Raw genomic sequence first — 25478 nt, forward strand, 5'->3', positions numbered from 1 at the left:
AGACTTGAAGGAGGGCACAACTGTGACTACACCTGATCGTACACGCGTCACCGTAGAGATCTACGGGACTTCCTATAAACTGGTTGGCAGCAGTGCCGACTATATGAAACAAGTAGCTAACCTGGTGGATGAGCGTATGGGCGCAATCTCCAAGCAAAATTCCCGTCTGGATACTCCGCGTATTGCGGTACTGGCGGCTGTACATATGGCTGAACAGTCTCTTCAGACTCAGGAAATCCGTAATGAACTGAAGATGCTCACTGGAGAACGTACAGAACTGAGAAACGAATTGAATCGGTTGAACGCCATACAAAATGAACATCAACAAGAATTGGAACGGCGTGACCAGGCTCTTGCTGATTTGCAACAGCTGAAGATTGAAGCAGAGCAGGCGTTGCAAAAGTCCGAATCGGACAAAAATTCAGAGATAGCCAAGTTGAATAAGCTGCTGGAGCAAGAACGCGCTCAAGCAACGGAGCGAGTGCAGAAATTGCAGGCCCAAGCGACAGCACAACTGAAGGAAGCAGAAGCCAAGGGAACGAAACAGCTGAAGGAAATGGAAGAGAAAGCGGCTAACCAGCTTAAAAATGCACAGGCACAGGCTGCTTCCCAGCTCAAAGAAGCTCAAAACCGTTCTGTAGCCGAATTGCAGCAGGCGCAGGCCAAAGCTGCGGCGCAATACAAAGAGTTGCAGGACAAGACTGCAGCTCAATTAAAAGAAGCCGAAAGCCGTGCCGTTGCAGAACGTCAACAGATTGAAGCCAAGGCTGCGCAGCAGGTCCAGACAGCCAAGGAAGAAGCCGAGTCGGCCATTTTGTCAGAGTTGGAGCAGGCAGAGAGCAATCTGAAGAAAGCTCAGGAAGAGGCAGCGCTGCAATATAACGAACTTCAGCAACAGATGGAACTTCGTCTTCAACAGGCTGAAGAAAAAGCGCTGCAACAGACACAAGAGCTCACGGATCAGGCGAATCAGGAACGGTCTGCCTTACAGGAACAAGCGGAGCAGAAGCGCCTGACTGAGATAAATCAGTTGAATGCGGAGTTCAAGGCGTTATCCGAGCAGTTGGAACTCGAATGGATGGAGAAAGAAGCAGCCTTCGAGGAACAATTGCAGCAAGCCAAGGAAGCAGCAGCGTCCCAAGCGAAAGAAGCCGAAGCGGCGGCAGAGGCCTTGTTGCAAGAAGAACAGGGCAAGCTCAAACAGCAACTTGAGGAACAACGTAAACAGGCGGAGACTCGACTATTAGATGTCGAAGAGCAATTAGAAGAAGTGATGACCCAGCTCATCAGTGCACAGGACATGGTTGCAGAGCAAGAACAGCAGCTTCAGCACGAGCGTGGTCAATTGGAATCGTTACGTCATGAGCATGGGGTCCGTAAACAGGAGCAGGAAGTTCAGACTCGCCGAATTACGGAACTGGAGCAACAACTGGAGCAGTTGAAAGAGGACCGTTCCCAGTTGCAGGAGCTTCTGCGTGAAACGGAACAGGCTGCCCAGCAATCCCGTGATTCACAGGAACAATGGAAGCAGAAGTATAATGAAACTGTGGATAGAGAAACTTCTCTCACAGCACAGCTACGCAAACTTCAGGAGCAACATGCACAGCTTGAACAGGAAGCCCAAAAGCTTCGTGAGGCTGAAGTGAAGTCGGAAGAGGAACAGCGCAGACTGCATAAAGTGCTTGAACAGGCTCATGCTGCGGTGCGTACATTGCAGAATGAGATCGGCACGCTTACGGAACGTGAGCAGTCCTTGAAGGATCTTGCTGAGCAGCGATTGGCTGAGATCGGAGACCTGGAGAATCAGATTCTTGAAGTTGCTGAACAAAATGAAACGTTGGAGTCTGGTGTGCAATCCCTTCATGATGAATTGTCCGTGGTGAAGGAAGAGTCTCGTTTCAACCATGAAGAGGCTGTGCAATACCAGAAGGATGCAGAGCTTTTGGAAGAGAAACGCAATCAGCTTGAAGGTGAGCTAAATGTTGTTCGGGAAGAGCTGAATCGACTTCAGGATAACTATAAACAAATCCGTAATGATTACAGTGATGCATTACAACGTGAAGAGAATTACAGTTCCAAGCTGGATGAACTGAGCAAGGAGAAACAGGAGATTGTGAACGCACTTGAAGAAGCAAGTCAATCTTCAGCTAAACTTTCCGAGCGTTACTCTGAGCAAGAGAACCGGCTAGCCCAGACTGAGGAAGAAGCGTTGGAGTGGCAGATCAAATACGAAGAGCTGTCAGCCAAACAGGCCGAGTTGGCATCCCGTCTGGAACAGTTGACGAGACGTGAAGAAGAACTTCGCTCAAGTGTTGAACAAGCAGAGCAGAACGACCAGGTGTGGCAACGCCGTGCAGATGAATGGGCGGCTCAGGAACAATCCTGGCAGGAACGCTGGGCTGCACTTGAGAATGAACTGACGGTTTGGAAGAGAGAAAGTGCGGCAAGTAGTGAGTTGCTGGAGGGACTGGAGCAAGAACGACAGCAGCTGGACAAGTTACGTGCAGAAGCGACCCAAGAGAAAGAGATCATGGAAACTGAACTGCTTGAGATGGGGGAGCGTTACGAACTAGCGGCCAATCAATTACGTTTGTTACAGGTTGAACGTGAAATGGAGCAGGAGAAGGCAGAGCAGCTGAACACGGAATATCGTCAGTTGCATGATGAATATACGAAATTGCAGACGGAATATAACGAATGGATTGAATTGATTGAACAGGACCAGACCTAGCGGAATGAATGTAGCAGAACTGGCTCGTGGGCAACGTACTCTGGTACAATTTGTTATACTAAAGAAGGAGCTCCCGTCGCTGCGGGGGCTCCTTGTCTTGAATACTATTCTTCAACGATAATTTTGGAGATCATGCTGCTGTGTCCTGAACCGCAGAAGACAGAACAGGACATTTCAAACTCACCAACTTTGTCCGGGGTTATGACTTTGGAGCTATTTCTGGTATCCAGTTGAAGATTCAGCTCAGGCACCAGGATACCGTGATTTCCGTTTTCATTTTTATAAACAATGTTAACGGGAACGCCTTTTTTAAGATGGTACTCAGGTTGATCGAATTCATAGTTACTCGCCTTGATGACCAATTCTTCACTGGCTGTAACTCCAGCATCAGCATCGGATCCATTGCTACCAGATTCTGCGGACTGTTTCACTCCTCCACATGCAGTGAGGACCAGAATTAACATACAGGCAGCAAGCCATGTTATGCCTTTCTTCATCATGTGCCTCCTTAAAGCGTGATATGGATAAAATTTGAATGATTGCTCCAGTCATCATACCGCAATATGTGGATGCCTGTACACGCTGCGTATGTCGTTTTTTTGAAAATTGTACGTGTACGGCAGAGCGTGTGCACTGCCTGAATGAAATAAACCCCTTCCGGCCCAGGGCCTTCAGAGGTTTAGGAGAATACATGGGGACGTTAAGGTGAAGTGGAGATTAACTTTTGGAGCTTCGTCCGGCATCAAAAGGGGTGGATACCGGGATGAAGAGATCGATAATCCCGATAACCAGCGCAGCGAGAATGGCACCGAGCAGGCTGACTTCAACATGATCTACAACATATTGACCAAGCCAAATCACCAGTGCGCTAACGATAAATCCGACAATACCGCGACCAAACGGGTTGACTCTTTTGCCGAAGATACCTTCAACGATCCAGCCGAGCAGGGCAATGACAAGAGCAAGCAACAGAGCGCTCCAGAAGCCACCAACGGCGAATCCGGGAACGATCCAGCTGACCACCATTAATACAATTGCAGCGATGACAAATCGCACGACATGTCCCAGGAAATTCATGGTGTTTACCTCCTTTTATTCGGATTGAACTGAGCAGGGCAACTCCAAGGGGGATGGAGAGGTTGCACAATCCTGACACCTGTAGTTTGTGGTGTTATTGTTGAAGTTATGTGTGGAAGGATTCGTTAAATAGCGTAAGAAAGTTTCTTTCGTTATAATACAGATATAGTTTGGAAGGAGTTGTACACTTGGACACGAAAATTTTACACACACTGGAATATCGCAAAATTTTAAATACATTGCTTAGCTTTGCCCAGACGACCATGGGAAAAAAGAAAGCGGAGCAACTTGAACCAAGCAGTGAACTTGAAGAAGTGAAGCGGTTGCTGCAGCAAACCGATGAAGCCTTCACATTTGATCGCTTGAAAGGCTCACCGTCGTTTGGGGGAATTGTAGATATTACGGCTTCCATCAAACGTGCTGAAATTGGAGGCACACTTAACCCTCACGAACTTTTGGGAATATCCAATACAACCTTTGCAGCGCGGCGATTGAAACGTCAGATTGGTACTTTGCATGAAGATGAGCCCATCGAATCATTGTTCTATATCAGTGATCAACTGTCAGAGCAAAAAACGCTTGAGGATGCCATCAAAATCTGTATTGACGATAATGCAGAGGTTGCCGACAGTGCAAGCGTAACGTTGGCGCAGATTCGTCGTGAGCTGCGAGGCGGAGAAGCGCGGATTCGCGAAAAACTGGATTCCATGATTCGATCCTCTACCGTATCCAAGATGCTTCAGGATCAGCTCATCACCATCAGAGGAGACCGTTTTGTGATCCCGGTGAAAGCTGAATATCGTTCGTACTTTGGCGGGATTGTGCACGATCAATCCGGTTCGGGTGCGACATTGTTCATTGAGCCGGAATCCATTGTTGCAATGAACAACAAATTACGCGAAACCCGGATTCGGGAAGAACGCGAAATAGAAATTATTTTGCAGAAATTGACGGCACTTGTCAGTGAGCAGGGAGAGTGGCTGTTGTATGATGTCGACTTGCTGGGATCACTTGATTTTATCTTTGCCAAAGCACGTCTGGCTCGTGAACTGAAAGCAACATTGCCTCGCATGAATGACCGCGGGTTCCTGAAGCTCAAGAAAGGCCGTCATCCACTGATTCCAATTGAAAACGTGGTTCCAATCGACATAGAGTTGGGCAATGATTACACATCCATTATCGTGACAGGTCCCAATACGGGTGGTAAAACGGTAACGCTCAAAACAATTGGATTGCTGAGCCTGATGGCCATGTCCGGTTTATTTGTTCCGGCTGAGGATGGCAGTCAGTTATGTGTATTTGATGCGATCTATGCAGACATTGGGGACGAGCAGAGTATCGAGCAGAATCTGAGTACTTTCTCCAGTCATATGACCAACATCATTCGTATTCTGAAAAACATGACACCAAAAAGTTTGGTATTACTCGATGAACTTGGCGCAGGGACAGATCCGGCTGAAGGTTCCGCACTGGCGATCTCCATGCTGGAGCATATGCACCGGACGGGATGTCGCATGGTTGCAACCACTCACTACAGTGAACTGAAAGCATACGCATATGAGCGTAAAGGTGTCATTAATGCCAGCATGGAATTTGACATCAACACACTGAGTCCAACCTATCGCCTTCTGGTGGGTGTACCTGGACGAAGTAATGCATTTGCCATTGCAGAGCGACTGGGACTGCCGGGTTACATTCTCGACTACGCCCGTGGCGAAGTGAAGGAAGAGGATCAACGGATTGAGCACATGATTGCTTCTCTTGAAGAGAACCGTCTTACGGCTGAACAAGAGCGTGAGAAGGCAGAGAGCTTGCGCCAGGATATGGAGAAATTACGCAGTCGTCATCAGACCGAACTGGAGAAGCTGGAACAGCAGCGTGATCGCCGGATTGAAAAAGCAGAAGAAGATGCACGCAGCATTGTGGACAAGGCTCGCGCGGAAGCGGAGAAGATTATAGCAGATCTTCGCCTGTTGGCTATGGAAGAAGGTGCTTCCGTGAAGGAGCACAAACTCATTGCTGCCCGCAAACAGCTGGACGAGGCTGAACCGGAGAAACGCAGAAAAACGGTCAAGAAGACGGCAACAGCGCCGAAGACTCGTGCTATCGGTCCTGGAGATGAAGTGCTTGTCTACAGTTTAAATCAAAAAGGCCATGTTGTAGAGATGGCGGGCAGCAAAGACGCTATGGTACAACTGGGGATTATGAAAATGAAAGTATCCCTGGATGACCTGGAACTGCAGCAATCGGCTCCCGCAGCCAAACCAAAGCAAAAACCGGTAACGGGTATGAAACGTACACGTGATGACAATGTGAAAAGTGAATTGGATCTGCGCGGTACCAACCTGGAAGAAGCCCTGATGGAGACAGATCGGTTCATTGACGAAGCTTTCCTTGCCAACCTGGGCCAAGTTTATATTATTCACGGTAAAGGTACAGGAATTTTACGTTCCGGTATTCAGGATTACCTGCGTAAGCATAAACATATTAAAAGCTACCGGCTGGGCAATTACGGAGAAGGCGGGAACGGTGTGACCGTCGCAGAATTGGAATAGCCGGTCCATGAATCAATGATATTCTGCGACCTTATTCATGAAGGTTGCAGATGGGGAGAGGGGAACGGTGCGTGATAGAAAGCATTGACCAATTGCTGTCTCATCCCTTGGGGATGGTACTCGGTTTTTTCTCGGTAGCGATTATGGAGCTGCTCGTATTTCTGGCTTGTTTCGAACTGGTGACTAAGTATAAATGCTGGACGGAGATCAAGAAGGGCAATGTGGCCGTTGCGATGGCTACAGGAGGTAAGATCTTCGGGATCTGCAACGTATTGCGGTTCTGCATACAAGCGAAATCTTCGGTGTATGAAGCTATGACGTGGTCATTTGTAGGGTTTATCCTTCTGCTCATTGCCTATTTTTTGTTTGAATTCCTGACACCCGTGTTCTCTATTGATAAGGAGATCGAATCGGATAACCGAGCTGTCGGATTGATATCCATGATTATTTCAGTCTCGCTGTCGTTTGTTATTGGCGCGAGCATTATCTAGGGGGACCGGTCATGAAGATATTAATACGGATTTTGTTTGCGGCATCGATCGTGTTTTTTGCCATCGGTGTCATCTATGTAATGAATACATGATTATATGAAAGAGAAAGGTTGATCAATATGGAAACAACAGTATGCCCTTGGTGTCAGACGGAGATTGTATGGGATGAGGAGCTCGGTCCTGAAGAAGAGTGTCCTTATTGCCACAATGAGTTAAAAGGATACCGTACACTCAACATTAACATCGATGATGAAGAGAACGATGAAGCTGAGGACGACATCTATGATGTAGACGATGTAACGAACGAGAAACAGACTACGGATCTTTCGGATCTGTGGGGGGATGAAGTTGAACTCAAATTGCCGGAGTTGCGAACGTTAACCAAATACGCGGATGAAGGTAATGATCTCATTCAGTATGAACAAGGTGTACAGAAGCAACTTGATCATCAGGAAGAAGTACCAGAGTGCCCGAATTGCCGCGAATTCATGATTCTCGCAGGTACACAAGCTGCAACGCAGGATAACTTCACACCAGTTGCTAACGCAGCTTCAGGCGAAGGGTCACTATTGGCATCACCGTTTAAAGTATTGACCTATGTATGCTCGGGATGTTTCCAAGTTCAATACAGTCTGTCTGAGGAAGATCGTCTGCGTCTGATCAAGAACCTGAGTACGCAGGAATAAACATTTCGGAGATTCTAACCAATTTCATAGCAATCCTGAAGATTCATCATGTTTTCCTCTTGCTTGGGGCACGTTAACCCTAAGACCTACCTGTACATAGTTCACTTCAGGTGGATGAAGGAGGAGCAGATGAAGATTACTTTAGGCCGACAATCCATTCTGCTTTTGGGCGTGAATGGATTGTTTGCGTTAGCCGGAGCGCTGTCGGGAACCTTTTTGAATGTGTTTCTGTGGAAAAGCCGTCCGGATTATGCCATGTTGGGATGGTTCACTCTCAGCCAGCAACTGGCCATTGGACTGACATTCTGGCTTGCTGGCAAATGGGTCAAGGAACATAATAAAATGAGTGCACTACGACTAGGTACTGCGCTGTCCGGCATATTTTATATGATAGTCCTCTGGGCTGGTTCCAAAGCTGTAGACTGGATATGGCCTCTGGGTATGCTAATAGGTTGTTCCTTGGGGTTATTCTGGATTGCATTTAATGTTGTGTATTTTGAAATAACGGATCGGGAAAACAGGGATCTATTCAATGGCTGGGTCGGGTTACTTGGTTCGATGACAGGAATTATAGGTCCATGGTTCTCCGGTCTGATTATTACTCGCATGACAGACAACACAGGATATCGGCTCATCTTTACGGTATCACTCGTTATTTATGTCATAGCAGTAGTTTTTAGTTTTTTTCTGAAAAAAAGAAAGGTGAGCGGTACATACCGCTGGTCGGAACCTTGGATACAGCTATCCAAGCGGGATAGTCCCTGGAGGACCTTAGGCTTGGGTTTATTCGCTCAGGGTGCACGTGAAGGTGTCTTTGCCTTCCTGATTGCACTGCTTGTATATTTGGCTACCGCACAAGAGTACAAATTGGGGCAGTTCTCACTCATCACTTCTGCTGTGGCATTAGTAAGTTATTGGGCAGCCGGGAAATGGTTTAAACCACAGTATAGATCAAAAGGAATGTTCATTGGAGCTCTCATTCTGCTCGTTGTGCTTCTTCCTCTTCTCTGGAAAGTGACCTATGGTACGCTGTTAATCATGGGGATTGGGAGTGCTGTTGCGATGCCGTTATATGTATTACCGATGATATCAGCGGGATTCGACATGATGGGCACAAGTGGCGAAAATGTGGAGAAAAGGGTTGAACTTGTCGTTTTGAGAGAGTTATGCCTGATGCTTGGCAGACTATGTGGGTTGGCCATATTTATTGTGACGGTCTTAAATGCTCCGTCTCTACGCATGTTGACCTGGCTTATTATTGTCCTTGGTGCTTCTCCGCTAATTGGATGGATCTTTATGCGCAAGTTATTGAACCGAACGGAAGGACAAGAGCCCTCGGCTTAGCAGGCTTCCCAATATATAAACAGGGTACAGCGGCGGGAAAAGAGAACTTTCCGTGTGCTGTACCCTGTTTGTAGTTGTATTGATTCAGTTGTTGGTTATACAGGAGATGGTTTATTTGTACGTGTGAGAGAGAACAGATCCATATCAGGGTTTTGTTTGCCAGTAATAGCATCCACAATTAAGGAAGCAGCAATCATGCTGTATACGGTCCCGTTACCTCCATACCCTTCTACAAAGTACGAATTCGGATAGTCTGGGTGTGGACCGATTAACGGAAGACCGTCATGGGTGCTTCCAAAGACAGCCTCCCAAGCGTAATCAACTTCGAGATCAGGTAATGGGAAATACTCGGCAATCTTTTGTAACAAAATCTCACCTTTATGAACCGCCTTGATCGCCCGTTGTTCTTCTCGAGGACGATTCTCATCAAGTCCACCTGCAATAATTCTTCCGTCTGGAGTTGTGCGCATATATAGATAAGGTCGTTCGGTCTCCCATATCATGCATTGCTTATACCAGCTGCTGAGATCCTGTAGTGGCTTGGTGGCGATAGCATAGGTGCTTTGAAGGTATGCGCCCCTGTCCTTTTTAATTTCTTGTGTTTCATAGCCTGTTGAGAAAATAACATGTTTGGCACGTACAGTGCCATGAGGTGTGTAACATAGGACACCATTTTCATCATAATCACAATGGGTGAATTCACTATGAGCATAGACTCTTGCTCCTTGACGTGAGGCTGAGTGGAATAGTGAGTGAACCAAACGATACGGATTAACCTCAGCATCCCCGCTTGTGTATAATGCAGCACGTTTGCTGAACGGGAATAGTGCACTGATTTTTTCCTGATCCCACAGCTCCACATCAAATCCATAATGTTTCAGGTTACGATATTCTTCCTCCAGCAACGATACATCTCCCTCGTGACTGGCACAATAGAGACTTGTGCGAGGCACAAACCAAGGATCAATCTCAAGCTTCGATGAAATTTTTTCGAGATGGTGCATGGCATCCCGGCATAATTCGTAGAATCGAACACCGCGTTCTTCTCCAAATGTCTGGATACAAGAGGTGAGCGTTTTGTCATTTGTATATTGGAGTAGGCCCGTATTAGCCATACTACTGCCATAACCGATATCTCTTTTGTCAATAACAACGGTGTCAATCCCCTGATCTGTCAAAAGCTTGGCAGACAATGCGCCCCCCATTCCACCACCGATGATTAGACAATCACAGGACAGGTTTTCTTGCAAAACAGGATAATGGGGATGGGAAGCAAAGGTAGTTGGCCAAAATGTTTTTCCGTTAATAAGTTCCATAATTGATCACCTCTGTTGAATATAGTTGAAGTATACTTTTTCAGGTTAGGGTAACAATAAATTCGCAATAACTTTAGATTAAGGAGGTCAGATATACATGCAAAACTCACAAATGCAAGCACTGAGCCCCAAGGAACTGAACTATATTGCGGATTCAATTTCCAATGAGGAAATGTTAATCAAACAATGTGCAGCTACAGCCTCCATCACACATAATCCGCAAATTCAACAGGCGCTGAATCATTATGTTCGCTCACATGAGCAGCATCTGAATACTCTTGTCAATGCGTTACAGCAACATCAATCTCTTGCACCAGCGCAATCACAGTAAAGTTCAAAACATGACAAGTTATTTCAAAGTATAGGAGGAAAATACGTGTACACTCAATCTTTGTCATCTGGTGGAAATTTTATGCAGGAGCAAGATCTGCTGAAGTCGATTCTTGCAGATTTAAGACGAACCTCACGCGAATATACGACTGCGACAACGGAAGCTTCCTGCCCCATGACACGTCGAATGTTCACAGACCTGACGAACGATACCCTAAGATTACAAGGGGAACTGTTCAATCTGATGCAGCAAAACAACATGTATTCTGTCTCATCCAAGGCACTTCGTCAGGATGTGGACAAGCAAATTCAGTCCGCCCACCAGACCCAACAAAAGTGTCAGCAGTTCATTCAGGAAAAGAATACGCAGAACAGTTCATATAGCCAAGCTCCTAATGTGCCTCAGCATCAACCGAATTACGGTAACCCTTATTACATGTAACCTTTGCAAAAGAGGTTTGAAGCACCTAATGTTACAGGACCATACCACCGCTTGCCTGAATTCAGGGCAGGCGGTCTTTTGTCTATGCATCAACGTCAAATTCATGTAATATAAGTATTAATTCATTTTCAGGAACCTGGATGACGCTGGAGGGAAAACCATGAAAGATTTGAACGATCTGCAATTAAAAGTTCTGGATCTGCTGAAGGAAGACGCGAGAAGGACTCCCGCACTGCTGTCGACGCTGCTGGGGGAGTCGGAAGACAAGATCAAGAACGCCGTGGCACAGCTAGAACAAGACCACGTCATCGTGAAATACGCAACCGTCGTGAACTGGAGCAAAATAGATGATGAAAAAGTAACGGCCCTGATTGAAGTGCAGATCACGCCGGAGCGTGGTCGTGGTTTTGAAGGGATTGCCGAACGTATTTATCTCTATCCGCAAGTAAAGTCCGTATATCTCATGTCCGGTGCATACGATCTGCTCGTTGAAGTGGAAGGTGGCAACCTGCGTGAAGTCGCTAATTTTGTGTCGGAGAAACTGTCTCCGATAGACTCTGTACTTTCAACCAAAACGAATTTTATTCTTAAAAAATATAAGCAGGACGGGATTATCTTTGAAGACCATCAGGAAGACAACCGTCTCATGATCTCGCCGTAAAGGAAGATGTGTCATGATAGTGAATGAACAGACAACCGGGAACAACAAGAAAATGACATCTTATCTGGCACCCCTCGTGCAGCAGATACCTCCATCCGGAATTCGTAAATTTTTTGATCTGGTTGGAGACAACAAGGATATTATCACTTTGGGTGTGGGTGAACCTGATTTTGTTACCCCTTGGCATATGCGTGAAGCTTGTGTATACTCGCTGGAAAGAGGTATGACCAGTTACACATCCAACGCAGGTATGCCGAAGTTGAGAGAAGCCATTAGTGAATATCTGGATACTCAGTTTGATACCAAATACGATCCCAAGGATGAGATTATTGTTACGGTGGGTGGCAGTGAAGCGATTGACCTGGCTTTGCGCGCATTAATCGTACCTGGTGACGAGATTCTCATTCCTGAACCTTCGTACGTGGCGTATTCACCAATCGCTTCAATCGGTGGCGGTATACCAGTTGGTGTTGATACCTATGCGAAAGATCAGTTCAAGTTAACGGCCGAAGCACTTGAAGCTGGTATCACACCGAAGTCGAAAGTGGTTATTCTGTGTTATCCGAGTAATCCGACTGGAGCCATCATGACGTATGAAGAGTGGCTGCCTATTGCTGAAGTGATTAAAAAGCATGATCTGATTGTGATCGCGGATGAAATTTACGCTGAATTGACGTATACGCAAAAACATGTTAGTTTTGCAGCTATCCCTGACATGAAGGAGCGGACTATTCTCGTAAGCGGATTTTCGAAGGCTTTTGCAATGACAGGTTGGCGGATCGGTTACATGTGTGGTCATCCTGAGCTTATTGCAGCCATGCTCAAAATCCATCAGTATACGGTAATGTGTGCGCCGGCCATGGGTCAGGTTGCTGCACTTGAGGCGTTGACGAATGGTTTGGGTGAGAAAGATCGGATGGTAGAATCGTATAATCAGCGTAGACGTTTAATTGTGCAGGGCTTCAGAGATATTGGACTTGATTGTCATGAACCTCAGGGAGCATTCTATGCATTCCCGAGCATTCAAAAGACGGGTATGAGTTCAGACCTGTTTGCTGAGCGATTGTTAACGGAGAATAAAGTGGCTGCTGTTCCGGGCAATGTTTTTGGCCCTCAGGGTGAAGGCTTCTTGCGTTGTTCTTATGCTACTTCTGTAACCCAATTAAATGAAGCTTTGGAACGAATCGGAAACTTTGTTTACAAACTGCAAAAAGAGGGTTAATACTAAAGTAGAATCTTTTTACAAATGTGACATTTTTATCATTGGAAAAAATAACTTTCTTTTACAAAATAATGTGATATAATTTCAATTTGAAATAAGTTTTCATAAATTTGGAAACCATTTTTCCAAGGAGGGGTTAGCTTTGTTTTGTGTTGAATATGATTTACCGACGAATCGTGGGCACTATCTGGCAGAAGGCGATCATGGCGACCGATGGTCGGTGAAACCCGATAACGCATCTTTGCATGACATTTCCTTGGAAGATGAAATTCATATGCTTCGTCGCAAGATGGAACAGATCTTCCTCGAAGAGAAATCATTCACATCCGATATTGTAATTGAAATCAGCAGTTTGCTGGATTTAAAGATTAATGAATATATGAAGGCTAACCCGATTAAAGCAAAATAACGTTTATGCTGGATTGAAACGTTTCATTAATCGAATTAGAAAGTAAAGAAAGGGAGACCTGAGAAGGTCTTCTTTTTTTGTGTGAAAAGGCAGGGTGATCCCCCGATAAGCCAGGTTATTTTTTTGCGTGGAACAATTGTGATATATTGGACATAGGAGACTAAAGGGGGAACTGGAATGAAGAGATTTTGGGGGCTTACTGCAATCATTTCTATCGTTTTTCTGCTTGCTGGTTGTGGAGGTAAAGATGGTTTTTCCATATTCATCATTGATAACCAAGGAAATCCATCTGTAATCTCAGAACAGTTACAGGCCAATCTGCAACAGAAACTGGGCGAGGAACCCAAGGTAGAAGTGATCACCAGTGCGATGTATGATGTTCAGAAAATTATGGTAGAGTATGCGGCTGGAGGACATGATATCTTCATTTTGCCTGAGTCCGACATGAAACAATACGGAAGTAATGGCTCCAATGTTCCGCTGGATGATACTTTTGATCCCAAGAAGTTTGAACGGGGTGTATTTGAGGGTGGAGTATTGGTAGAGAAGGGTGAAGGAGATGGAGGGTCAGATCTCAAGCAAGAATCACATCTTTACGGCATTCCACTCGAAGATATGAAAATGTTTAAAGATGTAGAATATGCTGCGAGCAATTTGTTCGCTACCATTCCAGTGTCATCTTCCAATGTCGAAGAATCCAAAAAAGTGCTGAAGGCGCTGACAGAGTAAAGAAAATTCAGAATGGCTATGGAAGGAGGGAAGCGGATTGCTGATTACGGTCACAGGCGGCATAGGTAGTGGTAAAACCCGGTTTGCCCTTAAGTACGCAGCCGGGATTAGCCGGGAGGGTGTATATTTATCCACCGGTGATCATGATCCCGTTATTCCCGAATTGCCATCCGCTCATTATCGTGCCATTCATGCCGGGAACGGTCAGCATTTGACAGAGGTGATCACCCAGATTAATCGGGAATCCAATCTTTTTTTGGCGGACCAGCGAATTGTAATTGTAGACAGTCTGACCTCCTGGATGGCTGCCGGTTTCAGGGCAACAGAGGATCTGGATCATCAGCGTTCAGAGACACAGCTTTTGCTTGATGCATTATTGTCTTATCAGGGGAAGTTGCTTGTGATTACCAATGAAATGCATGGCACATTGCATCCTACCGAGGAAGAACGAATATTTACAGCGAGAATGGCTTCGGTTAATCGGATGCTGCAGATACATGCTGAAAAGATGTATTTGCTGGTATCTGGTCTGGCTATCGATCTTAAAAGTCAGGGCATGCGAAATGAAGATGAACGATAGTGAGATGACATAAACGGGTGATATAAAGAAGCCTCCTTAACCACGAATTGGTGGCGAGGAGGCTTTATTTATTAAGCTATTCTTTTTATTTCTGCTTTTTGTTACGTCTGATCCACCAGATGATACATCCGATGAGAATGATGGCCAGAATGACATACACTACAATGGAATAGACGTCCATAAAGTGCAAAATGCTCTCCCATGATGCGCCAAGCGCAGCACCAACGCAGACAAGAATGACATTCCAGATCAATGTACCAATGGTTGTAAAGAGAAGGAATAAACCAAATTTCATATTGGACATGCCTGCGGGAATGGAGATAAGACTACGAACGAGGGGAACCATTCGGCAGAATAATACGGTCCACATGCCATATTTGTCAAACCATGCATCGACACGGTGAATATCCTCTTTTTTGATGCGCAGAACATGTCCCCAGCGTTCCACAATTTTCTCAAGGCGTTCGACGTCAATGAGTAAACCAATACCATACAGGATCACAGCACCAAAGACAGAACCAATAGTTGCGGCGATAATAACTCCTGGAAGAGTGAGACTGGTATAGGTGGTCATAAATCCGCCAAACGGCAAGATGATTTCGGATGGAATCGGGGGAAATACGTTCTCAAGAGCAATAATGAGTGCAATGCCTATGTAGCCGTATTGTTCCATGAAATCGGTTATCCAGTTTTGCATAATCGTCTCCTTTACTTTTGGTTTCCTTTGATTTGTCGTATACTCGGCAGAGCACACCAATTCTTATATACGTGTAAAGCGATAGACGGGTTTCTGAAAAAATGGCATTCCCGTATTCATTATTATATTACCAATTGGAGGGATAACGATGGGCATATATACACGAACAGGTGACGAAGGACAGACTTCGGTCATCGGTGGACGCGTCATCAAGGATGATGACCGAGTTGAGGCTTATGGTACGATTGATGAGTTGAACTGTTTTGTAGGCCAGGCGATCAGCCTTATTGACTCGGCTCAAGGGGAATTTGAAGATCTGCGTGAACACCTGTTGGAAGTTCAGCAGGAACTGTTTGATTGCGGGTCGGATCTGGCCTTTGTGAAGATTAGTGAGACCAAATATAAGGTGAGAGATGAAATGGTCACACGTCTGGAACAATGGATCGACCAGTATGATGCAGAGAACCCAAAAGTGGAACGATTCATTATTCCTGGTGGCAGTCAGCTGTCTTCTGCTCTTCATGTGTGCCGTACTGTATGTCGTCGCGCAGAGCGTCGCACGGTAACACTTGGACAACATACAGATATTAATCCGTCTGTACGACGGTATCTAAACCGACTGTCTGATTACTTCTTCGTGGTTGCACGGACAGCCAACGCGAGACAACAGGTGGCGGATATTGAATATGTGCGGAGCAAAAAAGTCTTCCGCCGCAAAGAATGAGCCAGTATTATTCGCCGATTGTCTACACGGTGACCGAACAAGAAGATGGCTGGCTGCTGAAGACCGTGCTTCAGCGGCGGCTGCTGGTGTCGCGTAAGCTTTTGTCCAAAATTAAGCTGACGGAGCAAGGTGTCATGCTTAATGGAGAGCGCGTGTACATTAGCGTCAAGGTAGCTACGGGTGATGTCGTTGAAGTTCGGATGGAGCAAGAGGAATCGGATGATATTTTGCCCGAGCCTATTCCATTTACCGTTCTGTATGAAGATGAGCACTTGCTTATTGTCAACAAGGATGCGGGCATCATCGTTCATCCAACACATGGACATTACACGGGGACTTTGGCAAATGGCGTTGTTCATTACTGGAAAACCAAGGGCGAGCGTTTCCGGTTCAGACCGATTCATCGACTTGATCAGGAAACGTCAGGTGTGCTCGCAATAGCCAAGAACCCTTATGTGCATCAGCATGTCTCTGAACAGATGATCGCTGGAACAGTAGACAAGAAATATATTGCACTTGTGCACGGCAGCCCTGTCCCGGAACAAGGGGCAGTAGATGGCCCGATCGATCGCGATCCTGAAGAGCCACACCGCCGAATCGTAACACCTGATGGTTACGCTGCAAGAACGTTGTACACAACCTTAACACGTTGGTCAGGGGGCAGCGCCAGTGCGATAAGCCTCAAGCTGGAAAGTGGCAGAACCCATCAGATCAGGGTACATATGACGTCCATCGGCTGCCCGTTAATAGGTGATCGAATGTACAAGACACTACCTGTGCACGAGATCGATGAGCAGACCATGGCTGTTCGAGAAGAACGGGACAGCTGGATCGAACGCCAGGCATTACATGCTTGTGAGTTGACGTTTGAACATCCCATTCTAAAGGAACGCATAACGTTCCAGGCTCCTTTTCCACCAGATATGGCCGCGCTAGAGAAGCGTTTGAATGATGAGGCAGCTCCGAGAGAAGAACTGTAGGAAGCTGCGACGGGGCTCTTAGTTTTGCACCTCGTAGCGCAGTTTCCTGCACGGCCTGTCCTGTTTGGAGTTCAACGCTGTTTGTCTTACCCTTGTGAGGGATGCTTAATGCACCCGAACAACATGCCGTAGGCTAATCTTTATGGTTCTATGGTTAATGTATTGATGTTTACCAATTTGATGTTAAATATTTCAAGAATTCAAATCTTAAAAGCTTTTAAGGATACAAAAGCTGTAAGATTTTGATCCAAAAAAATATAGCGAATGTTTTTATTTTTCTCATTCGCAAAATTCAGTAAAATTACATGGCGATGGTATCGATTTGGAGCGACTTTTGGATTTGCGAAGCAAACCAAGGGAAGCGAGAAGTCGAAACCGGAGCCACAGGAGGAACACATACCATGAGTAACTTAAAAATATATCAATATGCCAAATGCGGCACATGCCGCAAAGCTGTAAAATGGCTTGAAGCTCAAGGACATGAGCTGGAGTTAATCCCTATTTTTGACTCACCGCCATCCGAATCTGAACTAACAGAACTCATCCAAAAGAGTGGACTGGAAGTGAAAAAGTTCTTTAATACGAGTGGGGAAGTGTACAAAGAACAACAACTGAAGGACAAACTTCCGGGAATGTCAGCTGATGAACAGATTCGTTTATTGGCTTCCAATGGTCGTCTGATCAAACGTCCGATCGTTACGGATGGAGAAAAGGTGACGGTTGGATTCAAGGAAGAAACGTACGAGCAGGAATGGAATAACGCATAAACGCGCTGAATATCAGCCTTGAATTGTTCAAAATTCAGGGCTTTTTTGGCTGAACGATGGTTGGCGGAACTATGCTATAATGATAGAATTAGTTTCGATATTTTATATGCTAGATTTAGATAGGAGAGAACAAATTCAAGTGAATCAACGTAATGAACCTACTTTGTTGCTGGTAGACGGTATGGCGGTGTTGTTCCGTGCTTTTTATGCGACATCTGCAAGCGGATATATCAGACGTACAAAGGCAGGATTGCCTACCAACGCAGTCTACGGATTTATCCGTTATTTCTGGGATGCGGTTCAGACTTTTGGGCCAAGTCATGTCGTATGTTGTTGGGATATGGGCGGTAAGACGTTCCGCGGTGAAGAATATGCAGCCTACAAAGGCAACCGAGCCGAAGCTCCGGATGACCTGATTCCCCAATTTGCTCTGATTCGTGAAGTCATGGATAGCCTGGGTATTCCGAATATAGGTGCACAAGGATTCGAAGCCGACGATTGTATCGGGACGCTTGCGAAGTATTATACCGAAGAGACCGATATGAATGTTATGGTACTGACGGGTGACCACGACATGTTGCAACTGATCAATGACCGCACAAGTATCATTATTATGAAAAAAGGCCATGGCAACTACATGGTGTATAATCCTGAAACGCTCATGGCAGAGAAACAACTGACACCTCGTCAAGTGATTGACATGAAGGGTCTGATGGGAGATGCCAGCGACAATTATCCCGGAGTACGGGGAATTGGTGAGAAAACAGCGTTGAAGCTTGTACAGGAATACGGCTCCATTGAAGGTATTCTGAGCAACATGGATAAACTGACCCCTTCGGTGCGTAACAAGATTGAGAATGATTTGGACATGCTTCATCTGTCCCGCAAACTGGCAGAGATTCATTGTGCTGTTCCGGTTGCCTGTGCGCTGGATATCTGTGAATTGCGTCTTGATCCGGATATGGTGATGGACAAGTTTGAACAACTTGAGATGAAGAGCCTTGGCTCTTGGATGGGAGTGGCAATAGGGTGAGCAACATGAATAACGTACGAACAGGCAAAAAGTGGTGGACAGGGGCTATGGCCCTCGTCCTGGCCTTGCCCGTAATTCTTTCGGGAGCAGTAAGTGCACCACAGACAGTGGATGCCAAAGCAGCAATTAGCACCAAAGTACAGAAAGTAAAAGCAGTAGGACGTAATTTTACCGTACAGACCGTTTCGATTCCAAAGGGAACACCGGTTACCGTGGGACTCGCGAAGAAGCAAGTTGGCCAGACGGCAACATTGCCATCGATTGTGAAAGCCTATGGTGCACAAGCAGCCATTAATGGAGCATTTTTTGAAGCATATAACGGAGCACCAGATCCATACGGTATGTTAATAGCAAATGGTAAGGTCATACATATTGGAAGATACGGAACATCCATCGGATTTAAGGAAGACGGCTCGGCGATCATGGATTCACTTCAGGTGAGTTTGACAGGTAAAGTAACGGATACAAAAGGTAAATCACGGAGTTGGTATGCAACCTTTATTAATCGAACACCTTCAGCGAACGCAAGCATTACGATGCTGTATACGCCTGAACGAGGTGCCACAGTTGGGTTCAAAGGTGGCACTGCGGTTGTCATGGAGAAAGGTATCGTGACCAAAAAAGTGCCCAATACAAATGTAGCGATTCCTAAGAATGGCTCGGTACTGGTCTTCACAGGTAATCAGAAGTCTTCTTCGGACCGTTTCACCGTTGGTTCGACCGTAGAAATGAATTATAAGTATACGAACGCAGCAGGCAAAGAGATCCCTTGGCAAGATGTAGTGACTGCTGTTGGGGCAGGACCCCGTTTGGTAAAAGACGGCAAGGTAGCTGTCAATCCGACGAGCGAAGGTTTCAAGGATGCCAAGATTCTTAATGCTTCCGGAGCCAGAAGTGGTATTGCGATCATGGCGGACGGTTCTGTTATGCTGGCTACCGTTTCCGGAGCAACAATCAAGGAGTGGGCAGCGGTGATGCAGAAGCTTGGCGCCAAACAGGCCATGAATCTGGATGGCGGTGCTTCCTCGGGTATGTATGCCGGGGGCAAAATGTTGACTTCTCCAGGTCGGCTATTGAGTAATACACTCGTATTTGGCGGCTCTTTGCGTTAAAAGAAAGTGATTATGGGAGGTATGACGCAAATGACACTCACATCTGATCGAAAGCCAGGGGAGGGCAATACAGCTGTTCTGGCCATTAATGTAGGACTGCCGCAGCCGCTCCCTGGGCAGAAGCGTGAAGTGCTGAGCGGCATTGTGAAACATCCTGTATCCGACGCGGTTTTCCTGTCATTCACTGGAATGACAGGGGACGCGCAGGCGGATCTGGTGCATCATGGCGGCCCTGACAAAGCCGTTTGTGTATACGATTACAGTCGTTATCCGGCGCTGGAACAACTGATGGATCGCAAGCTGGATTGGGGAGCTTGTGGAGAAAATCTGACGGTTGAAGGCTGTGCCGAAGAAGACGTACGGATTGGTGATGTGTACGAGTTGGGCGAAGCCACAGTGCAGGTCAGTCAGCCCAGACAACCTTGCTTCAAGCTGGGTGCGAGGTATGACTATAAGGAGCTGCCTGTTTATTTTCAGGAGAGTGGATATACCGGCTTTTACTTTCGTGTACTGCAAGAAGGTGAGGTAAGGCCTTTATCGATATTTCGACGGATCAGCACCGATCCAGCCTCAATGACGGTTCTTGAAGCCAATCGAATCATGCATCAGGGGAAAGAAAATGTCGAAGGTATTCAGGCGTTGCTGGCCATTCCTGCGCTGTCAGACAGCTGGAGGCAAACGTTAATGAAACGATTGTCCAAGCTGGAGAACAAGTAGCAGGGTAATTATCGTGTCATCAAGTAAAGCAATTCGAATTCCTTTTTAAACTAACTTGGGAGTGTGACTAACATGACGATCTTAGGCGCAATTGAAGCAGGCGGAACCAAATTTGTATGTGGTATTGGCACAGAAAACGGAGAAGTTCTGGAACGCGTAAGTTTTCCAACAACAACACCGGAAGAGACCATGGCTCAAGTGATTTCATTTTTTGAAGGCAAAGGCATTGAAGCTCTGGGTGTAGGTTCATTCGGTCCGATTGATCCGATTGAAGGAAGCCCAACATATGGCTATATCACAACAACACCTAAACCACATTGGGGACAGTATAACGTGATTGGCAAGCTCAAGGAGCATTTTGATGTGCCGATGACATTTGATACGGATGTGAATGGTGCGGCACTTGGAGAAGCAACCTGGGGCGCTGCACAAGGTCTTGAGAGCTGTCTGTATATCACTGTGGGTACAGGTATTGGTGCAGGTGCTGTGGTTGGCGGTAAAATGGTCCATGGATTGTCACATCCAGAGATGGGACATATCATTGTACGCAGACATCCGGAGGATACATACGAGGGTTTCTGTCCGTATCATGGTGACTGCCTCGAAGGCCTTGCAGCAGGACCGGCCATTAACAAACGTTGGGAGCAACCGGCTTATGAACTGCCTGCAGATCATAAGGCTTGGGAGATCGAAGCACATTACTTGGCACACGCACTGATGAATTATGTTCTCATTCTCTCTCCACAGAAAATTGTCATGGGGGGCGGAGTAATGAAGCAGGAGCACCTGTTCCCGATGGTTCGTAGCAAACTGCAGGAGTTGCTGGCTGGATACGTTCAGCATCCGGCGCTTCAGTCCGACATTGACCAGTATGTTGTTTCACCAGGACTTGGCGACAATGCAGGGCTGTGTGGTTCGCTGGCGCTTGCCAAGTTGGCATTGAATAAGTAGGTCATTAAGGGATTGACGAATTTTACCATTGTGGTATGATATGGGCAACAGCATAGTACGGTTAATGAGGAAGCACCTCTCTTGCATGCATTTTGCAGGAGGGGTGTTTTTTTGTGCTGCCTGTAGGTAGCATCTCTAACTCGTATAAGCTGAATATTCAAAGGGAGGGAACGAAAATGGAAGTCATTTTCATGAACAGATTGTCCAGAATGTCAGATCAGAATGCAGAGTATGCACAGTTATGGATTGGGGAAGAGGAAGATAGTTGGCAGCTGGGATGGAGTCGCTATGAGGAAGGAGAGCGTGAGGACAGCATCTGGTATGAGGGGACTTCTTGGGAGGAGCTGCTTCATATTTACCGTCATCAGCTTGCCATACAGATGAGTGAGGGGTACCGACCGCAGTTGCAGGGGTTATTTCATGAGAATGATGATCTGAAGTCACGCAGTTATGGTGGACAGCGGCTCCATTGTTACAGTGAGTTATACGGCAATGAGCAATTATATACGGATCTGTGCACATGGCGCAGGAAGAGAGCTGTGTCTGACCGGAAGGCACCGTATTTTATTGCAACGAATCGTCTGCTGCGTTTGATCAGTGCCTTTGTTCCACAATCGCTGGATGAACTGATGCAACTGCCGGGCGTAGGAGAGAGCAAAGCGACTGAGTATGGTACGGAATGGATGGAGATTACAAACGGGTTGGAACGTTCAACGACATTCCCGCTGGACTGGGTATACACGGCGCTAAAGGAAGAAGAGTATGAGAGTTGGTTATACAAGCAGAGAGAGCAGAAGTACAAGCAGGAACTTGATAAGTTCACCACGCGTAAGCAGGTGCTTGAAGGCATGAAGGAAGGGTATACGTTAGAGGAGATTGTTAATCGATCCGGATTATCCCGGCGCGAGTTGGTTGAGCTGTTAGAGGCACTGGATCACGAAGGTTATGACACCGATTGTCTTCTTGATGTGGAGCTGGCAGTGATGCCAGAGAACGAACAAGAGGCCGTATGGAGTGCGTATGAGGAGCTGGGAGATACGTTCCTGAAGCCAGTATTACATAAGGTGTATGGAGGAGAGAAACCCGATGGAGGAAGTCTGGAGCAGGTCTATGAAAGACTGCGCATGATTCGAATCCGCTTCCGTCGGCACGCAGAGACAGAGAAGAATGTTGGTTAATAATCAGAAATGAAAAAAGACGAGGCGTTTCTCCCGGAGGAGCGCTTCGTCTTTGTTATTTCATACGAGTTCATACCCAGTCTTTCTTGCGGAAAATGAAGAACATGCTCAGGCCCAGGGTAACCATTAGGCCAATCACAACAAAATAGCTGTATTTCCAGTTAAGCTCGGGCATATTCGTAAAGTTCATACCGTATATACCGGTAATGACCGTCAGCGGCATGAAGACCGTGGTAATGGCGGTAAATACACGCATGATCTCATTCGCCCGGTTCGCAATACTGGATTGGTAGGCTTCTCGCAAGTTGCCCATCAGGTCGCGATAAGTCTCAAAGGTTTCAGATATTTTTACAGCATTCTCATAGATGTCACTGAAATACTTTTGCAGTTGATCATCGATGAGACGCAGATCTTTTTTATTCAAGGTGTTAATAACCTCTTTCTGAGGTCCAAGGACTTTTTTCAGCCACAGAATCTCACTGCGTAGCCCGATGATTTCATTCAGATGTGACTTTTTGGTGTGCATCAGAATGTCTTCCTCAAGCTTCTCGATCCGTGCTTCAATTCGGTCACCTACGGTGAAATAATTATCAACAATCAAATCAACCAGCAAATACAGCAGACGATCCGGTGTACTGATTTCCTGTTCCCAAAGGATGGGTTTCAGTGTGCGCAATTCGCTGACCTTGTGCTTGGTAACACTAATAATGAAATGTCTGCCGAGGAATAAGTTGACCGCACGTAGAAATATCTCTTCATCATCAAAACGGATGCTATTAATCACAATAAAATAATGGTTCTCATAAATTTCAATCTTCGGACGTTGTTCTTCGTCACTAAGACAGTCTTCCACAGCCAGATCATGCATCAAGAACAGCGGCTGAAGTACCGCTAAATCGTCTACGTCTGCATCAATCCAGTAAAATCCTTCCGCTGGTGGAGTCAGCGCCTGCTGAATATCGTCCACCGGAATAAATACACCGTTGTTTACCAACCGGATTTTCATCGTTAATCTACTCCTTCTGCACCCGCCAACTTGGCGGATATTATCATTATGGGCGCAAAAAGAACAAATCAGCCGGTCGGCAGCGGAGCCTGGAGATCAGGGCTGCGTTCACTATATAATCAAACGGAAGTCACGTCCCGCTGCCGGCATGCTGATGTCAATTCTCTATGCAGTTTGTCGGAATTCGGCTGCCAGTCAGGCCTCGGGTCGCCATCCATTTAATATGTCACCTCTCACATAAGGGTTTATAACACCTTGTTTAGTATACCGCTGGTACAAGGTGCTTTCAAGCGCAAAAATGTGTCTATTTCGCGCCCTGAGGCAGTGTATGACAACGGATGATGAACGGTTCCGATCTGGGAAGCAGACATCGAACTGCATCTTGACGTGAGGGCATTAATGTAATAAAGTAGACGGTGAACCATATTTAATTACAATCTAATACAGCGAAATCTTATCAAGAGTAGGTGGAGGGACTGGCCCGATGAAACCCGGCAACCGGCGGTATACCGCACGGTGCTAATTCTTGCAGCGACTAAGTGTCAGGTGGCACTGTTGTAACTGAGAGATGAGAGAGGCGCATATCTTTTTTACATATGACCTTTCTCGAAATCCGAGGAAGGTCTTTGTTATATGCCCCGACTTCTCAGCAGTGATTTTCGCTAAGGAACTTGAGGTTGTTTGTAACGTTGGATGAAAGAGCAATTCAATGTTTTTACAAGCTCAAGGCAGTCTATAACTGTATTGATGTGAAGACATCAAGCCAGGGGTGGCTGCATCTATCTATGCACAAGGAGGAGTTAGACTTACTATGCCAATCAAAATACCCGATACTCTACCAGCAAAAGAAGTACTTGAAGGAGAGAATATCTTCGTCATGGATGAAACTTCTGCATATCAGCAGGATATTCGTCCACTCCGTATCGCTATATTAAACCTGATGCCCACAAAGGAAACGACCGAAACACAATTGCTTCGTCTGGTGGGAAACACGCCTATTCAGGTGGATGTCGTTCTCGTACATCCCAAATCCCATACGTCGAAGAATACGTCTCAGGAGTATTTGGATCTGTTCTATAAAACCTTTGATGAGATTGAGCACCGCCGTTTCGATGGAATGATTATTACGGGTGCCCCGGTGGAACAAATGGATTTCGAAGACGTGAACTATTGGAATGAAATCCAGGAGATCTTCGAATGGACTAAAACCAATGTGACTTCAACCCTCCACATATGTTGGGCTTCCCAGGCAGGTTTATACCATCATTTTGACGTACCCAAGGTTGCACTTGATGAAAAGTGTTTTGGCGTTTTCCCACATACCATCAATAAACCACATGTTCCATTGTTGCGTGGATTCGATGAAGTATTCAACGTTCCACATTCCCGTCATACGGAAGTGAGACGCGAAGATATTGAAAAGAATGAGAATTTAGAGATTTTGGCTGAATCAGAGGAAGCGGGGATCTTCCTGGTTGCTACCAAAGACGGCAAACAGATTTTTGCCACAGGACATGCCGAGTATGACCCGTTCTCATTAAAGTGGGAGTATGACCGGGATGCAGCCAAAGGGTTGGATATCGCATTGCCTAGGCATTATTATCCGAATGACGACCCTTCTCGTGTGCCACCAGCTACTTGGCGCGCTCATGCCAACTTATTATTCTCTAACTGGCTCAATTACTATGTGTATCAAGAAACACCTTACGATATTGGCCCGCAAATCTAATCGAGATTACA

General features: G+C 46.2%; 26 protein-coding genes and 1 riboswitch. Of the genes, 21 read left to right on the plus strand and 5 right to left on the minus strand.

Annotated elements, in window-relative coordinates:
- Window positions 1–22 precede the first annotated feature (22 nt).
- Window positions 23–2731, plus strand: a complete 2709-nt coding sequence (locus tag EL84_RS15120; RefSeq protein WP_047842257.1) for a hypothetical protein — start codon at window positions 23–25, stop codon at window positions 2729–2731.
- Between the two features lie 104 nt (window positions 2732–2835).
- Here EL84_RS15120 and EL84_RS15125 read toward each other — a convergent pair whose 3' ends face one another.
- Both EL84_RS15125 and EL84_RS15130 read right to left on the minus strand, forming a co-directional pair.
- The gene (locus EL84_RS15125) at window positions 2836–3231 is read right to left on the minus strand and encodes a cytochrome C oxidase subunit II (RefSeq protein ID WP_414855715.1); all 396 of its coding nucleotides are present in this window, start codon (window positions 3229–3231) and stop codon (window positions 2836–2838) included.
- A gap of 217 nt (window positions 3232–3448) precedes the next feature.
- Window positions 3449–3808, minus strand: a complete 360-nt coding sequence (locus tag EL84_RS15130) for a phage holin family protein (protein ID WP_036610114.1) — start codon at window positions 3806–3808, stop codon at window positions 3449–3451.
- Window positions 3809–3996: 188 nt separating this feature from the next.
- On the opposite strand from EL84_RS15130, the gene EL84_RS15135 reads away from it, so the two are divergent.
- The 4 genes from EL84_RS15135 (at window position 3997) to EL84_RS15150 (ending at window position 8884) form a co-directional block, all read left to right on the plus strand.
- Window positions 3997–6363, plus strand: a complete 2367-nt coding sequence (locus EL84_RS15135) for an endonuclease MutS2 (RefSeq protein WP_047842259.1) — start codon at window positions 3997–3999, stop codon at window positions 6361–6363.
- 50 nt (window positions 6364–6413) lie between these two features.
- Window positions 6414–6854: a DUF350 domain-containing protein gene (locus EL84_RS15140; RefSeq protein ID WP_082219034.1), complete on the plus strand. Its 441-nt coding sequence runs from the start codon at window positions 6414–6416 to the stop codon at window positions 6852–6854.
- A gap of 119 nt (window positions 6855–6973) precedes the next feature.
- Complete coding sequence (locus tag EL84_RS15145) at window positions 6974–7540, plus strand: hypothetical protein (RefSeq protein WP_036669791.1); 567 nt, start codon at window positions 6974–6976, stop codon at window positions 7538–7540.
- 129 nt (window positions 7541–7669) lie between these two features.
- Window positions 7670–8884 carry an MFS transporter gene (locus EL84_RS15150; protein WP_047842260.1) on the plus strand — a complete coding sequence of 405 codons (1215 nt, stop codon included), beginning with the start codon at window positions 7670–7672 and terminating at the stop codon, window positions 8882–8884.
- A 95-nt stretch (window positions 8885–8979) separates the two neighbouring features.
- Here EL84_RS15150 and EL84_RS15155 read toward each other — a convergent pair whose 3' ends face one another.
- Window positions 8980–10200 carry an NAD(P)/FAD-dependent oxidoreductase gene (locus EL84_RS15155; RefSeq protein ID WP_047842261.1) on the minus strand — a complete coding sequence of 407 codons (1221 nt, stop codon included), beginning with the start codon at window positions 10198–10200 and terminating at the stop codon, window positions 8980–8982.
- 97 nt (window positions 10201–10297) lie between these two features.
- Here EL84_RS15155 and EL84_RS15160 point away from each other — a divergent pair, with 97 nt between their 5' ends.
- The 7 genes from EL84_RS15160 to EL84_RS15190 all read left to right on the plus strand — a co-directional run bounded on the left by EL84_RS15160 (window position 10298) and on the right by EL84_RS15190 (window position 14573).
- Window positions 10298–10531, plus strand: coding sequence for a hypothetical protein (locus EL84_RS15160; protein ID WP_047842262.1), 234 nt, complete (start codon window positions 10298–10300; stop codon window positions 10529–10531).
- A gap of 45 nt (window positions 10532–10576) precedes the next feature.
- On the plus strand, window positions 10577–10972 hold the full coding sequence (locus tag EL84_RS15165) for a spore coat protein (protein ID WP_047842263.1): 396 nt from the start codon (window positions 10577–10579) through the stop codon (window positions 10970–10972).
- Between the two features lie 160 nt (window positions 10973–11132).
- The gene (locus EL84_RS15170; RefSeq protein ID WP_024628343.1) at window positions 11133–11633 is read left to right on the plus strand and encodes an Lrp/AsnC family transcriptional regulator; all 501 of its coding nucleotides are present in this window, start codon (window positions 11133–11135) and stop codon (window positions 11631–11633) included.
- A gap of 13 nt (window positions 11634–11646) precedes the next feature.
- Entirely contained in the window at window positions 11647–12855 is a 1209-nt protein-coding gene (locus EL84_RS15175) for an aminotransferase class I/II-fold pyridoxal phosphate-dependent enzyme (RefSeq protein WP_047842264.1), read from the plus strand.
- A 187-nt stretch (window positions 12856–13042) separates the two neighbouring features.
- Window positions 13043–13264: an aspartyl-phosphate phosphatase Spo0E family protein gene (locus tag EL84_RS15180; protein ID WP_179198508.1), complete on the plus strand. Its 222-nt coding sequence runs from the start codon at window positions 13043–13045 to the stop codon at window positions 13262–13264.
- A gap of 177 nt (window positions 13265–13441) precedes the next feature.
- Window positions 13442–13993 (plus strand): hypothetical protein, encoded by a 552-nt coding sequence (locus tag EL84_RS15185; RefSeq protein ID WP_017689626.1) that lies wholly within the window; start codon window positions 13442–13444, stop codon window positions 13991–13993.
- Window positions 13994–14030: 37 nt separating this feature from the next.
- The gene (locus EL84_RS15190; RefSeq protein WP_017689625.1) at window positions 14031–14573 is read left to right on the plus strand and encodes a bifunctional adenosylcobinamide kinase/adenosylcobinamide-phosphate guanylyltransferase; all 543 of its coding nucleotides are present in this window, start codon (window positions 14031–14033) and stop codon (window positions 14571–14573) included.
- Window positions 14574–14658: 85 nt separating this feature from the next.
- Here the strand turns inward: EL84_RS15190 and EL84_RS15195 are convergent, their stop codons facing one another.
- Window positions 14659–15270 carry a DedA family protein gene (locus EL84_RS15195; RefSeq protein WP_047842265.1) on the minus strand — a complete coding sequence of 204 codons (612 nt, stop codon included), beginning with the start codon at window positions 15268–15270 and terminating at the stop codon, window positions 14659–14661.
- Between the two features lie 148 nt (window positions 15271–15418).
- Here EL84_RS15195 and EL84_RS15200 point away from each other — a divergent pair, with 148 nt between their 5' ends.
- The 8 genes from EL84_RS15200 (at window position 15419) to EL84_RS15235 (ending at window position 22732) form a co-directional block, all read left to right on the plus strand.
- Window positions 15419–15994, plus strand: coding sequence for a cob(I)yrinic acid a,c-diamide adenosyltransferase (locus EL84_RS15200; protein ID WP_036610088.1), 576 nt, complete (start codon window positions 15419–15421; stop codon window positions 15992–15994).
- The gene (locus EL84_RS15205; RefSeq protein ID WP_047842266.1) at window positions 15991–16974 is read left to right on the plus strand and encodes an RluA family pseudouridine synthase; all 984 of its coding nucleotides are present in this window, start codon (window positions 15991–15993) and stop codon (window positions 16972–16974) included. The genes EL84_RS15200 and EL84_RS15205 overlap by 4 nt, the downstream gene beginning before the upstream one ends.
- Before the next feature lie 401 nt (window positions 16975–17375).
- A complete protein-coding gene (locus EL84_RS15210; protein ID WP_047842267.1) occupies window positions 17376–17741 on the plus strand; it encodes an arsenate reductase family protein in 366 nt (121 codons plus the stop codon).
- Window positions 17742–17880: 139 nt separating this feature from the next.
- On the plus strand, window positions 17881–18774 hold the full coding sequence (locus EL84_RS15215; protein ID WP_017689620.1) for a 5'-3' exonuclease: 894 nt from the start codon (window positions 17881–17883) through the stop codon (window positions 18772–18774).
- 5 nt (window positions 18775–18779) lie between these two features.
- Complete coding sequence (locus tag EL84_RS15220) at window positions 18780–19886, plus strand: phosphodiester glycosidase family protein (protein ID WP_321163443.1); 1107 nt, start codon at window positions 18780–18782, stop codon at window positions 19884–19886.
- 30 nt (window positions 19887–19916) lie between these two features.
- Window positions 19917–20603: an MOSC domain-containing protein gene (locus tag EL84_RS15225; protein WP_047842268.1), complete on the plus strand. Its 687-nt coding sequence runs from the start codon at window positions 19917–19919 to the stop codon at window positions 20601–20603.
- Between the two features lie 72 nt (window positions 20604–20675).
- Complete coding sequence (locus EL84_RS15230; RefSeq protein ID WP_047842269.1) at window positions 20676–21554, plus strand: ROK family protein; 879 nt, start codon at window positions 20676–20678, stop codon at window positions 21552–21554.
- A gap of 176 nt (window positions 21555–21730) precedes the next feature.
- Window positions 21731–22732, plus strand: a complete 1002-nt coding sequence (locus EL84_RS15235) for an HRDC domain-containing protein (RefSeq protein WP_047844208.1) — start codon at window positions 21731–21733, stop codon at window positions 22730–22732.
- Between the two features lie 70 nt (window positions 22733–22802).
- Here EL84_RS15235 and corA read toward each other — a convergent pair whose 3' ends face one another.
- Entirely contained in the window at window positions 22803–23738 is a 936-nt protein-coding gene (gene corA / locus EL84_RS15240; protein ID WP_047842270.1) for a magnesium/cobalt transporter CorA, read from the minus strand.
- Between the two features lie 451 nt (window positions 23739–24189).
- A riboswitch (SAM riboswitch) is annotated at window positions 24190–24313 on the plus strand.
- A 236-nt stretch (window positions 24314–24549) separates the two neighbouring features.
- Between corA and metA the strand changes: the two genes are divergently transcribed.
- A complete protein-coding gene (metA, locus tag EL84_RS15245) occupies window positions 24550–25467 on the plus strand; it encodes a homoserine O-acetyltransferase MetA (protein ID WP_036610071.1) in 918 nt (305 codons plus the stop codon).
- Window positions 25468–25478 lie beyond the last annotated feature (11 nt).

It is taken from the genome of Paenibacillus sp. VT-400, from assembly GCF_001029205.1.
GTDB classification, from domain to species: Bacteria; Bacillota; Bacilli; order Paenibacillales; family Paenibacillaceae; genus Paenibacillus; species Paenibacillus amylolyticus.

Bases quoted from the DNA above. Each gene is read 5' to 3' on its own strand.
- EL84_RS15125 (WP_414855715.1), bottom strand. From the start codon at position 3,231: ATGATGAAGAAAGGCATAACATGGCTTGCTGCCTGTATGTTAATTCTG.
- EL84_RS15130 (WP_036610114.1), bottom strand. From the start codon at position 3,808: ATGAATTTCCTGGGACATGTCGTGCGATTTGTCATCGCTGCAATTGTA.
- EL84_RS15140 (WP_082219034.1), top strand. From the start codon at position 6,414: ATGGGGAGAGGGGAACGGTGCGTGATAGAAAGCATTGACCAATTGCTG.
- EL84_RS15145 (WP_036669791.1), top strand. From the start codon at position 6,974: ATGGAAACAACAGTATGCCCTTGGTGTCAGACGGAGATTGTATGGGAT.
- EL84_RS15150 (WP_047842260.1), top strand. From the start codon at position 7,670: ATGAAGATTACTTTAGGCCGACAATCCATTCTGCTTTTGGGCGTGAAT.
- EL84_RS15155 (WP_047842261.1), bottom strand. From the start codon at position 10,200: ATGGAACTTATTAACGGAAAAACATTTTGGCCAACTACCTTTGCTTCC.
- EL84_RS15160 (WP_047842262.1), top strand. From the start codon at position 10,298: ATGCAAAACTCACAAATGCAAGCACTGAGCCCCAAGGAACTGAACTAT.
- EL84_RS15170 (WP_024628343.1), top strand. From the start codon at position 11,133: ATGAAAGATTTGAACGATCTGCAATTAAAAGTTCTGGATCTGCTGAAG.
- EL84_RS15175 (WP_047842264.1), top strand. From the start codon at position 11,647: ATGATAGTGAATGAACAGACAACCGGGAACAACAAGAAAATGACATCT.
- EL84_RS15185 (WP_017689626.1), top strand. From the start codon at position 13,442: ATGAAGAGATTTTGGGGGCTTACTGCAATCATTTCTATCGTTTTTCTG.
- EL84_RS15195 (WP_047842265.1), bottom strand. From the start codon at position 15,270: ATGCAAAACTGGATAACCGATTTCATGGAACAATACGGCTACATAGGC.
- EL84_RS15200 (WP_036610088.1), top strand. From the start codon at position 15,419: ATGGGCATATATACACGAACAGGTGACGAAGGACAGACTTCGGTCATC.
- EL84_RS15205 (WP_047842266.1), top strand. From the start codon at position 15,991: ATGAGCCAGTATTATTCGCCGATTGTCTACACGGTGACCGAACAAGAA.
- EL84_RS15210 (WP_047842267.1), top strand. From the start codon at position 17,376: ATGAGTAACTTAAAAATATATCAATATGCCAAATGCGGCACATGCCGC.
- EL84_RS15220 (WP_321163443.1), top strand. From the start codon at position 18,780: ATGAATAACGTACGAACAGGCAAAAAGTGGTGGACAGGGGCTATGGCC.
- EL84_RS15225 (WP_047842268.1), top strand. From the start codon at position 19,917: ATGACACTCACATCTGATCGAAAGCCAGGGGAGGGCAATACAGCTGTT.
- EL84_RS15230 (WP_047842269.1), top strand. From the start codon at position 20,676: ATGACGATCTTAGGCGCAATTGAAGCAGGCGGAACCAAATTTGTATGT.
- EL84_RS15235 (WP_047844208.1), top strand. From the start codon at position 21,731: ATGGAAGTCATTTTCATGAACAGATTGTCCAGAATGTCAGATCAGAAT.
- corA (WP_047842270.1), bottom strand. From the start codon at position 23,738: ATGAAAATCCGGTTGGTAAACAACGGTGTATTTATTCCGGTGGACGAT.
- metA (WP_036610071.1), top strand. From the start codon at position 24,550: ATGCCAATCAAAATACCCGATACTCTACCAGCAAAAGAAGTACTTGAA.